The sequence below is a fragment of the Psychromonas sp. genome (assembly GCF_047632995.1).
Lineage (GTDB): Bacteria > Pseudomonadota > Gammaproteobacteria > Enterobacterales > Psychromonadaceae > Psychromonas.
Genome location: NZ_JBLIEK010000119.1, coordinates 1 through 10,812, shown reverse-complemented (window position 1 = coordinate 10,812; position 10,812 = coordinate 1). Strand labels below are relative to the sequence as shown.

Below are 10,812 nucleotides of genomic sequence, written 5' to 3'. Positions count from 1 at the left end.
TATAACCCCTGCCTTTTTACATTTCAGTCTTCTCCACCTCGTCTTTAACTTACTTTGGTGGTGGCAATTGGCTGGTGTTGTTGAAAAAGAGCATGGCAAACTACGCTTAATCGGACTTTTCCTGTTTAGCGCAGGAGCATCTAACCTTGCGCAATATTATTTAGTTAGCCCCTATTTTGGCGGATTAAGCGGTGTTGTTTATGCTTTGGTTGGTTACTGCTGGTTATTTGGTTTATTAAATAAAAGTAGCAAGGTTAATTTACCCAACGCCTATTTTTTATTTTTACTTGCTTGGCTAGGGTTGGGATTTGTTAATATATTACCGGTTAATGTCGCTAACTATGCCCATCTAATTGGCTTGCTGGCAGGATTGGCTTTAGCCGTTATTTTTTCAAGGATCAAAGTGTAATGTTTCCGGCTAAGCAGCCGGAATTAGAAGGTTGGCGGTTACTGATACAAGTATTTGGTAAAGAGCAGAGCTTCAACAGGTTTTGTACCAGTTTCTGCATATAACAGATCATTTATTTCGACTAAACAACGTTGGCGAATATTATCTCGATCAGTCACTGATTTTACCATATCTTCATTTTGCTCACCGAATATGGTAATAATTTTATCCCGAATCAGTGGCTCATGGTTTTCCAATACGGCATAGTTGGCTTTTGAGATCACCATTAATTCTACAGTGACTCGCACAAAACCGATTCGTTTACCGGGTTTAATATAATTAGTGATAATATCAGGCTCAATTAAGAAATACTGATAATCATCTTTTATTTCCTCAGTAACCTCCTCATCAGCAAAGAGCGTTGTGGAGAAGAGAGAGAAGCAAAGCACACAAAATAGCGCTTTTTTAAACATGATTATTTCCTTTTAACAAAGATGACCAATTCAATTTGTGAGTGCTACAATAGCAAAATATTTGTACTTTTTCCTCTTCGCGAGTTAAAAAAAACATCCATAATTAAAGGTCACTATGCTCACTCACCTGTTTCCGCTTGGCTCAATACCTTGGCTTGTTGAAATCAAACCTGAACAGTGTCCCGAAAAAATAGCGTCATGGCTATATGATAAGCGTTCGCTAACTAAAAAATTAGAACGCTTATGCCGACAGTTTTCCGTTCAAGTCAGGCAGCAAACAATAGTAAACGTCCCCGATCATTCACTTTCCGGCTATTTCAGCAATGAAACGAAAATACTCGTCCGCGAAGTTTTTTTATATTGCGATAACCTTCCAGTGGTTTTTGCGCAAACAGAAATTCCACTTAGCACTCTAACAGAGCAGCAAGCACAACTGGCAGAGATCGGTTCGCAATCGCTGGGTAACATATTGTTTCAAGATCCGAGTATGAAACGGGGGGCAATTGAAATTGCACAATTGACAGATAAATCAATGCTGGCGCCCATCTCCCCTGAGTTCAAGCAAAATTACGATCATCCGCTTTGGGCAAGGCGTTCTCTTTTTTATCTAAATGATAATCCCCTGTTAGTGAGTGAACTATTTTTACCCGCTGCAACTATCTATTTAAGATGAGCGATTTAGCATGAGTTACTTCTGCAAAAAAAAATTACACGCTTATGCGCAACTGATGCGTATTGATAAGCCGATCGGCACGCTGTTACTGTTATGGCCAACGCTATGGGCACTGTGGATTGCAGCGCAAGGTTTTCCAGATTTGGAAATCTTGCTTGTATTCGCGACAGGGGTACTGCTAATGCGCAGTGCCGGTTGTGTGATTAATGATTTTGCGGACAGAAATATTGATGGTTTTATTGAACGTACTAAACAGCGTCCGCTGCCATCGGGTCGAGCCAGCAACAAGGATGCTATTGCGCTGTTTTTAACACTCGTTATTCTTGCCTTCTTGTTAGTGCTAACGCAGAACAAGCTAACCATTGAGCTTTCAATTGTCGCTATTTTGCTGGCATTTTGCTACCCCTTTATGAAACGCATTACCTATCTTCCGCAGTTTATCTTAGGTGTCGCTTTTAGCTGGGCGATTCCAATGGCCTATGCGGCACAAGCAGATCAATTACCACCTGTTGTCTGGCTTCTATTTGTGATTAATATTCTTTGGACAATTGCTTACGACACGCTTTATGCGATGGTCGACAGGGATGATGATTTAAAAATTGGCGTGAAATCAACGGCTATATTATTTGCCCAATATGACACGTTAATCGTCGCTCTGTTACAGCTTTCCTGTCTGCTTTTATTGCTTTTATTAGGTTGGATAGAATCGTTAAGTTGGATCTATTTCAGTGGGGTATGTGCAGTTTTAGGTTTATTTATTAAGCAGCAGATGATGATAAAAGAGCGTGATAAAAAGGCTTGTTTTAAAGCCTTTTTAGATAATAACTATGTGGGGTTCATTATTTTTATCGCGCTTTTTTTAAGTTATTTGTAACTCATTTTCAAGCAGTTTGTTAACAGCCCGGTCCACATTCCATACATTCGCTAATCATCATAGAGCCGAGTTTCAATTTAGCATTGAGATCACGCAAAGCAGTTCGCAAGCCTTCCTCTATCACCGGATGGTAAAAAGGCATCTCCAGCATCTGTGCAATGGTCATTCTATTTTGATGTGCCCATGCTAAAAGATGTGCGAGATGCTCGGCTTGCGGGCCAATCATTTCTGCACCTAAAAAACGCCCGGTACCATGTTCACCATAAATATTCAGCAGCCCTCTGTTTTTCAGAATAACACGGCTACGACCTTGCCCCTCAAAGGAAACAGTCCCAGTTTCAAAACAGTTACATCCAGTATACTTAGCGCTAACCTGTTTATGAGTTAACCCCACCATGGCAAGCTGAGGATCGGTAAAAACGGCAGCAATGGGTGAACGGCGTAATCCCACGCGAATGTTGGGGTATACCGCTGCGTTACTGCCCGCTATTTTTCCTTGATCCGCCGCTTCATGAAGCAGTGGAATTTGATTGCTGGCATCCCCTGCTATAAAGATAGAAGGCACCGATGTTTGCATGGTAAAAGGATCTGCAATCGGCACGCCACGTGCATCCTTTTCAATGGTGATTTTATCCAAGCCTAACTTATCAATATTGGGAAAACGCCCGGTCGCCGCTAATAGATACTCAACTTCGACAACTTGCTCCTCGCCCTGCTTATCTAGATAAGTAATTTCAACCAACTCGCCCTTACGCAACATGGTTTTTACATGGGCATCCGCATCTAAATAAAACTCTTCAGAAAATGTTTTTTGCGCATACGCCATCACGCTAGGATCAGTAAACGGGCCAACTTGTCCGCCCATACCAAACATCAATACTTTCACCCCTAAGCGATGTAATGACTGACCGAGCTCTAATCCGATCACACCAGGGCCAAAGACAGCAATCGTTTTTGGTAAATCGGTCCAATTAAACACGTCATCATTGATAATCAACTTGTCACCAAGCTCATTCCAGATACCCGGATAGATAGGGCGAGAGCCTGTTGCTATCACAACTCTCTGGGCATCTAATAAGGTATGGTCACCTATCTGTAACTGTGTCTCACTAGTAAAGGTAGCGTTACCTAAAAGCTTATCGTGTGCAGGGATCCCCTCCACCGCATCAACGACAAAGCCAACAAAACGATCGCGCTCATCACGGATCCGCTGCATCACTTTTTGGCCATCAACACGTATTTCACCGTCAATAAAGACGCCAAATGGCGCAGTATGAGCCGCGTTATGCGCCGCGTCTGCAGCCGCAATTAATAATTTGCTTGGCATACAACCAACACGTGCACAGGTGGTGCCGAATTGTGCACCCTCAATCAGCACTACTGAATCGGTTTTTTCTTTGGCTGCGCGGTATGCTGCAAGTCCTGCTGTTCCGCCGCCAATCACTGCAACTTCTACTTTCAGGTGTTTCATTGCCACTCCAAATTCACTTAACTTAATGAAATTTTTATTAAAAAAAAAGCGCAACTTTCTTACTGAAAATGCGCTTCAAAATTAATTTAATAGTAATGTTTTACCGTTCTATTAACCTTTAACGTAAGCGATCACTGCATCACTATCGCCAAGGTGTTTGCCATCAACGAATAACTGCGGAAAAGTTGTTTCTCCGGTTACCGCTCTTAGACTAACGCTGGTTGCATCTTTACCTAAAACGATCTCTTCAAAAGCGATATTTTTCTCTTTTAAAGCGTCTTTAGCTTTTGCGCAGAAAGGACAACCCGGTTTAGTAAACAGGGTCACGGCAGAAGGTGCTTTTGCATTTGGATTGATGTAGTTAAGCATGGTATCTGCATCAGACACTTCAAACGGGTCGCCCGGTTGATTAGGCTCGATAAACATTTTATCAATCACACCATCTTTTACTAACATACTGTAACGCCAGCTGCGTTTGCCAAAACCGAGATCGCTTTTATCAACCAGCATTCCCATACCTTCGGTGAAAGTACCGCTACCATCTGGCACTACTGTGATATTTTCAGCTTCTTGGTCGGCAAGCCAAGCATTCATAACAAAGGTATCATTAACGGCCAGGCAGATAACATCATCAATACCATTGCCTTTTAATACCCCAGCCAATTCATTGTAACGAGGCAGATGTGCTGAAGAACAGGTGGGTGTATAAGCACCGGGCAGAGCAAAAACCACGACTGTTTTGCCTGCAAATAGTTCGTCTGTAGTAATATTTACCCATTGATCGCCTTGGCGAGTTGGGAAAGTAACTGTTGGGACTCTTTGACCTTCAATATTTTCTAACATTTTCTGCTCCTAATAATTAACATTAAATTTGTAAAGTATTGTGCTTATCTTTTAGTTTGAACAAGCCGTTAACTTGTTTCGATGCAGTAATTATGGACACAAATTATTAATAGGTAAAATCGTTTGTAATTATCGCATCAATCGGTTTTGCTGATGATTACTATTTAATAGTAAAAAATTTAATAGTAAAAAAATTTTATACGGTTCAAATAATGACTTATGTGAGATAAAGATGAACTGCTTGTTAAACAAGCAGTTAACTTTAGAGGTGAGTTGCGAAAAATGCAAGGCCGACTTAGCATTACCTGTTAACAGAACAATGACTGAGGATATTCCTCTTAACGCTCATTGCGAATAGTTTTAATGATTTCGCTCGTTGAACAGCCCTCTTCAAACTGTAAAACACGCACCTCACCACCATTAGCAATCACTTCAGCGCCGCCGGCTATCTCTTCAGGTTTGTAATCACCACCTTTAACGAGCAGATCGGGCAAAATATCTGCAATTAAACGTTGCGGCGTCTCTTCACAAAATTCAATTACCCAATCGACAGCGCCGAGTCCAGCTAATACAGCCATACGGCGATCCACCGGATTTACCGGACGCCCTTCACCTTTTAAATTTCGTACTGACTGATCGCTATTTACCGCAACGATCAAGCGTTGTCCTTGTTCGCGAGCCGTATTTAAATAGGAAACATGCCCGGCATGTAAAATATCAAAACAACCATTGGTCATCACCACCTTTTCACCGCGATGCTGAGCCAGCTTAACAGCAAGTTTTAACTGCTCCTGCGACAACACACCAAAACCTATCTCTTGCTGAGAGTAAACCGCATTAGCCAGCTCAATGGTATTGACTGTTGATGTACCAATTTTACCGACAACAACTCCCGCAGCAGCATTTGCTAACGTACAGGCATGCTCAAATGAACTACCCGCTGCCAATGACGATGCCAAGACAGAAATAACCGTATCGCCCGCCCCCGTTACATCATAAACTTCCTGCGCTTGTGTCGGCAGATGAAATGCGTCCTGACCGGCGCGTATTAAGGTCATGCCATTTTCACTGCGCGTGACTAATAATGCTTGAAAATCAAATTTTTTAATTAAAGCTAAACCACGTTCAACTAATTCTTGTTCATTTTTACAATGCCCGACAACCGCTTCAAATTCAGATAAATTAGGGGTCAATAGGGTCGCACCACGGTACTTTTCAAAATCAGATCCTTTCGGATCAACCAGTACACTTGCACCCGCTTTTTTAGCAAGCTGAATCATAGCCTGCACATCAGCCAGTGAACCTTTATTATAATCAGATAAAATAACCACGCTCATTTGCTGCGCTAAACTGGCTTGCATTTTTTGTAAGATGGGCGCGCTATCAACATCGTGAAACGCTTCTTCAAAATCTAGCCGTAACATTTGCTGGTGACGACTTAACACGCGTAATTTGGTGATCGTCGGAAAATCGCTGAGCGTCACAAAATCAGTCGTGACATGAACTGATTGCAATCCCTTGACCAGTGCACGCGCAGGTTCATCATCACCCACTAAACCAATTAATGTTGCTTTGCCACCCAGTGCCGCAACATTTAACGCCACATTAGCGGCGCCGCCGGGACGCTCTTCGATCTCCTCGACTTTAACAATAGGAACAGGCGCCTCAGGAGAGATCCGTACTGTCGGGCCATGCCAGTATCTATCTAACATGACATCGCCAACCACTAATACATGTGCGTTTTCATACTCTGGTAATGTTATTTTCATGTTATTTATCATCTTCTTTAATCTAAATAGTTTTCGATAGTATAAACATTAAGATTATCATAACCGCTGCAAAATCACATTTTCAATCATTCGTCATTATCACAATTGACGAAGATCATAGGAAGAAAAACAGATGCTTACAAAAAAACAGCAGAAACCTATACTGTTAGCCTCAAACTACGGCAGGCTTAGTAATTCGCCTCAACGAATAGTTTGACCATAACTTAATAAAAGAGAGAGTGCCGCTTATGCTAACCCTATTATGCGTTGATAGTGATTCACAGCGTCTTGCACAAATAAAACAAGATCTTCTGCCCTTAAGCGCACGTTTGACCTTTATTGAGGCAACAAATTTACAACAAGCTGAAAAGTTAATATTACAAGAAAAGCAAAATATAGCCTTAATATTATCGGCTCAAACACTCAGTGATGGTGATGCTATTTCTATTTTCAAACGCTCGCAATGTAATTTAATTCGTAAAATTGTGTATGCTGCCACTCCTTGCATAGAGAAGCTAACCGCATGCATTAATCAAGGGCATATAGATTATTTTTTACAGCTCCCCTACCAAGCGAAAGAACTGACCCAGATTGTACAAACGCAAATGAGCAGTTATAAAATATACCATCAGCAGCGAACCTATTTACCAAACAGTATTGTTGATAGAACCTGTCTATTAGATAAACCCGAACTTTCCAACTCAACAAATTTTCAAGACAGGTTTCTTGATTATTCACTTTACAGTGACTCTGAACTCTCCAATTTAGTCATTAAATCGTTATACAAAGTATTAGAAGAGAAAGATGAGCATAATGTACGACGCCGTTATAGCGCTAACCACTTGCTCACGCGAGAAGGAGAAAAAAACCGTTTTCTTTGGTTTATTACCAAAGGTGAAGTATTGCTTAGAAAGCGTAATGCACATGGGGAAATGCAGGATATAACCATTATGCAAGCGGGCACGATGGTTGGAGGTATGTCATTTTTAACCGAAGAAGCCGCTTTTAGCACAGGCATAACCTTAGTTCCAACCGAGGTTTTAAAAGTAGATAACGCAATTTTTTCCCAAATAATGCAGTCAAACTCAGCACTACTTGCCCCCTTTACCAATCTTTTATTACGCAATTTCAATCGCCGCCTACAGCACAGCATCTCCACTGAGCTGGCACTGCAAGAAACGCTGCAATCTTTGGATGTTGCCCATAATCAATTAGTCGAAAGTGAAAAAATGGCTGTGTTAGGGCAATTAGTGGCAGGGGTTGCACACGAACTTAATAATCCTGTTGCCGCTATTTTACGCGGTTCAGAAACATTAATCAGCCTTATTTCGACGCTTATTGGCTATGATAATAGAAGTGAATTTTCTTTACTTGCGCAAAAAACATTGCGCCAAGGCTTAACCCTGATCCCCCTTTCTACTTCAGAAATTCGTCAACGCACAAACATACTACAGGCAACCATCAAAGATAAAAAACTGGCTAAACAGTTAGTGAATATGAATTTAGATAATTTAAATATCCCGCTTGCAAATAATCTAAATTTCCAAGAAACCATTTCGCTATTAAGTAAATATCATCAGGCAGGCACTATTTTGCGCAACAGCAATGCCTGCGCGGCACGTATTGCCGATTTAGTTAAGAGCTTAAAACACTATGCAGGGCAAGATAGCGAGAGATCCGCTCCCACCAATATCCACGAGGGGTTAGAAGAAACGCTGATTATTTTTGAAAACAGACTGAAAAACTATAACGTTATTAAAGAGTATCAAGATTTACCCGATATTGACTGCCATCCGATTGAATTACAGCAAGTCTGGACCAATATTATTTCCAATGCGATTGATGCTACAGACGGTAAAGGTTTACTTAAAATATCGACGGTAAACCTGCCCTATGATGAAAATCCCAGTATTCAGGTCATTATCGAAGATGACGGTCCTGGCATTCCTGACCATATCAAAGCTAAAATATTTGAGCTAAATTACACCACTAAAAGAGAAGGTAATTTTGGCTTAGGTATTGGTTTGACCATCTGCGCGCAGATTATTAACTGCCACAATGGATTTATAGAGATTGAGTCTGAAGTCGGTAAATTTAGCCGTTTTATCGTCACGCTGCCAGTTTTCAACCCGCATATAGAAAGTAAAAATTGCTCTTGAATAGCCAAGCGATAGTGCTGTTATCTCTATTTTTCTAGAACAAAATACTGTCGATAAAGATGCAGGGGTAATTAGAAGAAGAGATTGACCTTTTATATTAATTAACAGCTAAAAAAAAAGCTCGCAATCTGCGAGCTTTTTCAGCAAAAGCCAATCTAAAGAGGCCTTGCTATATAGCAATCTGACAAAAAATTACTTCTTCTTACCAAGCTTCTCTTTAATACGAGCTTTTTTACCAGTAAGTTCACGTAAGTAGTACAGTTTAGCTTGGCGAACCACACCGCGACGTTTAACTTCAACGCTTCCTACAATTGGGCTGTGAGTTTGGAATACACGCTCAACACCTTCACCATTCGACGAGATTTTACGAACTGTGAAAGCTGAGTGTAAACCACGGTTACGCTTAGCGATAACAACACCTTCAAATGCTTGAAAACGCTCTTTTTCACCTTCTTTTACGCGAACGCGTACAACGACATTATCACCTTGTGAAAATTTAGGGATATCAGTACGCATTTGTTCTTTTTCAATTGCTTGTATAATATTGCTCATTTTAATACCTTTGTTACCTAGTTAGCCAATAACATCGCTGGTTAGTTGGAGTCACTTTCCAGTGCAGCAAGCAATTTAGCTTGCTCGTCAGTCAGAGCTAGGTTGTTTAATAAATCAGGACGTCGATATTTCGTGCGTTGCAGTGATTGCTTTAATCGCCAAAGACGAATTTTTTCATGATCACCGCTCAATAATACACTTGGCACTTGCTTCCCCTCTAACACCTCAGGACGCGTATAGTGTGGGCAATCAAGCAATCCATCCGCGAAGGAGTCCTGCTCGGCTGATAACACATGACCTAAAACACCCGGCACAAAACGTACCACGGCATCAATTAAAATCATGGCTGGCAACTCACCACCACTTAAAACATAATCACCGACTGACCATTCTTCGTCAACCAGGCTTTCTATTAAACGCTCATCTACACCCTCATAACGTCCAGCTACCAAAATCAAAGCATCGATGCTTGATAATGATTGCGCGCTACAATGATCTAAACGCTGTCCTTGAGGAGAAAGGTAAATCACCTTTGCCTCGTGTCCTGCTTCCTTGGCAGCCTGTTTGGCAGTTAAAATAGCATCCCGTAAAGGTTGTACCATCATTAACATACCAGGCCCGCCACCATAGGGACGATCATCGACCGTTCTATGTTTATCTAATGTGAAATCACGCGGATTCCAACATTGTATTGATAGCAGGTTATTTTTTACCGCTCGACCTGTCACCCCATTTTCGCTAATGGCCCGGAACATATCCGGGAAGAGGCTTACAACCCCAATCCACATCGCTTTTCTCCCAGGGCAATCAGAAATCAGCTTCCCAATTAACTTCAATTAATTTGTTTGTAATATCTATATTAGAAATTACTTGCTGTTCGATAAACGGAATTAACCGTTCTTTTTGTCCAAAAGCATCGTTCGAGTTGGCTTTAACAACAAGCACATCATTTGAGCCTGTTTGCATCATCTCGGTGACAACACCTAGATCGTAACCTTTGTCAGTTTTAACCTGACACCCGACTAAATCGCGCCAGTAGAAATCATCTTCCAATTCAGGAAGTCTTTTGGGGTCAATGAACAGCTCCAAACCCACTAAGGCTTGCGCTTCTTCTCTGACATCAAATCCTACTATTTTTGCAACAAAACCATTAGTGTGACGTCTCCAATCCGTTATCTCAACTTCTTGAAACTGTCCTTTTGATTTCATTAACAGTGGCTTATATTCAAAAATACTCTCAGCATCATCGGTGTAGGAGTGGACTTTTAACCAGCCTTTGATGCCGTGAACCGCACCAAATTTACCCATTACAATTGGCTCTGCTTTTTCGCTCACCTAATTCTCCTCACCAAACTGCAATTATGCAGCTACAGCGTTGTCTTTTACTAATTTAGCAACACGATCACTCAGCTGTGCGCCAAGACCAACCCAATGGTTGATGCGATCTGTATCTAAACGTAATTTTTCTGCTTTACCTTGTGCAGTAGGGTTAAAAAAACCTACTCTTTCAAGGAAACAACCGTCACGCGGGCTACGGCTATCAGTTACTACCACTTGGTAGAATGGGCGTTTTTTAGCGCCACCACGAGCTAAACGAATAGTTACCATAT

At 41.4% G+C, this 10,812-nt stretch carries 12 protein-coding genes; 4 read left to right on the top strand and 8 right to left on the bottom strand.

Going from position 1 to position 10,812, the window contains the following annotated elements; translation table 11 throughout:
* The coding region (locus tag ACJAT7_RS15650) for a rhomboid family intramembrane serine protease (protein WP_415227735.1) at positions 1-409 on the top strand (409 nt) is incomplete at its 5' end.
* 38 nt (positions 410-447) lie between these two features.
* On the opposite strand, the gene ACJAT7_RS15645 is transcribed toward ACJAT7_RS15650, so the two are convergent.
* Positions 448-861 (bottom strand): flagellar basal body-associated FliL family protein, encoded by a 414-nt coding sequence (locus tag ACJAT7_RS15645; RefSeq protein WP_415227734.1) that lies wholly within the window; start codon positions 859-861, stop codon positions 448-450.
* 115 nt (positions 862-976) lie between these two features.
* On the opposite strand from ACJAT7_RS15645, the gene ACJAT7_RS15640 reads away from it, so the two are divergent.
* Both ACJAT7_RS15640 and ubiA read left to right on the top strand, forming a co-directional pair.
* Complete coding sequence (locus ACJAT7_RS15640) at positions 977-1,534, top strand: chorismate--pyruvate lyase family protein (protein ID WP_415227733.1); 558 nt, start codon at positions 977-979, stop codon at positions 1,532-1,534.
* Positions 1,535-1,544: 10 nt separating this feature from the next.
* A complete protein-coding gene (gene ubiA / locus ACJAT7_RS15635) occupies positions 1,545-2,408 on the top strand; it encodes a 4-hydroxybenzoate octaprenyltransferase (protein ID WP_415227732.1) in 864 nt (287 codons plus the stop codon).
* 19 nt (positions 2,409-2,427) lie between these two features.
* Here the strand turns inward: ubiA and ACJAT7_RS15630 are convergent, their stop codons facing one another.
* From ACJAT7_RS15630 to hldE, 3 genes are all read right to left on the bottom strand, one after another.
* A complete protein-coding gene (locus ACJAT7_RS15630; RefSeq protein ID WP_415227731.1) occupies positions 2,428-3,879 on the bottom strand; it encodes a dihydrolipoyl dehydrogenase in 1,452 nt (483 codons plus the stop codon).
* A 111-nt stretch (positions 3,880-3,990) separates the two neighbouring features.
* Positions 3,991-4,722: a glutathione peroxidase gene (locus ACJAT7_RS15625; protein WP_415227730.1), complete on the bottom strand. Its 732-nt coding sequence runs from the start codon at positions 4,720-4,722 to the stop codon at positions 3,991-3,993.
* A gap of 338 nt (positions 4,723-5,060) precedes the next feature.
* On the bottom strand, positions 5,061-6,491 hold the full coding sequence (gene hldE, locus ACJAT7_RS15620; protein ID WP_415227729.1) for a bifunctional D-glycero-beta-D-manno-heptose-7-phosphate kinase/D-glycero-beta-D-manno-heptose 1-phosphate adenylyltransferase HldE: 1,431 nt from the start codon (positions 6,489-6,491) through the stop codon (positions 5,061-5,063).
* Positions 6,492-6,739: 248 nt separating this feature from the next.
* Here hldE and ACJAT7_RS15615 point away from each other — a divergent pair, with 248 nt between their 5' ends.
* A complete protein-coding gene (locus ACJAT7_RS15615) occupies positions 6,740-8,650 on the top strand; it encodes an ATP-binding protein (RefSeq protein ID WP_415227728.1) in 1,911 nt (636 codons plus the stop codon).
* Positions 8,651-8,842: 192 nt separating this feature from the next.
* Here the strand turns inward: ACJAT7_RS15615 and rplS are convergent, their stop codons facing one another.
* The 4 genes from rplS to rpsP are packed head-to-tail and all read right to left on the bottom strand — an operon-like array spanning position 8,843 to position 10,810.
* Positions 8,843-9,202, bottom strand: coding sequence for a 50S ribosomal protein L19 (gene rplS, locus ACJAT7_RS15610; RefSeq protein ID WP_415227727.1), 360 nt, complete (start codon positions 9,200-9,202; stop codon positions 8,843-8,845).
* Between the two features lie 41 nt (positions 9,203-9,243).
* On the bottom strand, positions 9,244-9,990 hold the full coding sequence (gene trmD / locus ACJAT7_RS15605; protein ID WP_415227726.1) for a tRNA (guanosine(37)-N1)-methyltransferase TrmD: 747 nt from the start codon (positions 9,988-9,990) through the stop codon (positions 9,244-9,246).
* A 19-nt stretch (positions 9,991-10,009) separates the two neighbouring features.
* Positions 10,010-10,537 (bottom strand): ribosome maturation factor RimM, encoded by a 528-nt coding sequence (gene rimM / locus ACJAT7_RS15600; RefSeq protein WP_415227725.1) that lies wholly within the window; start codon positions 10,535-10,537, stop codon positions 10,010-10,012.
* A gap of 24 nt (positions 10,538-10,561) precedes the next feature.
* On the bottom strand, positions 10,562-10,810 hold the full coding sequence (gene rpsP / locus ACJAT7_RS15595; RefSeq protein ID WP_415227724.1) for a 30S ribosomal protein S16: 249 nt from the start codon (positions 10,808-10,810) through the stop codon (positions 10,562-10,564).
* Positions 10,811-10,812 lie beyond the last annotated feature (2 nt).

Bases quoted from the DNA above. Each gene is read 5' to 3' on its own strand.
- ACJAT7_RS15645 (WP_415227734.1), bottom strand. From the start codon at position 861: ATGTTTAAAAAAGCGCTATTTTGTGTGCTTTGCTTCTCTCTCTTCTCC.
- ACJAT7_RS15640 (WP_415227733.1), top strand. From the start codon at position 977: ATGCTCACTCACCTGTTTCCGCTTGGCTCAATACCTTGGCTTGTTGAA.
- ubiA (WP_415227732.1), top strand. From the start codon at position 1,545: ATGAGTTACTTCTGCAAAAAAAAATTACACGCTTATGCGCAACTGATG.
- ACJAT7_RS15630 (WP_415227731.1), bottom strand. From the start codon at position 3,879: ATGAAACACCTGAAAGTAGAAGTTGCAGTGATTGGCGGCGGAACAGCA.
- ACJAT7_RS15625 (WP_415227730.1), bottom strand. From the start codon at position 4,722: ATGTTAGAAAATATTGAAGGTCAAAGAGTCCCAACAGTTACTTTCCCA.
- hldE (WP_415227729.1), bottom strand. From the start codon at position 6,491: ATGAAAATAACATTACCAGAGTATGAAAACGCACATGTATTAGTGGTT.
- ACJAT7_RS15615 (WP_415227728.1), top strand. From the start codon at position 6,740: ATGCTAACCCTATTATGCGTTGATAGTGATTCACAGCGTCTTGCACAA.
- rplS (WP_415227727.1), bottom strand. From the start codon at position 9,202: ATGAGCAATATTATACAAGCAATTGAAAAAGAACAAATGCGTACTGAT.
- trmD (WP_415227726.1), bottom strand. From the start codon at position 9,990: ATGTGGATTGGGGTTGTAAGCCTCTTCCCGGATATGTTCCGGGCCATT.
- rpsP (WP_415227724.1), bottom strand. From the start codon at position 10,810: ATGGTAACTATTCGTTTAGCTCGTGGTGGCGCTAAAAAACGCCCATTC.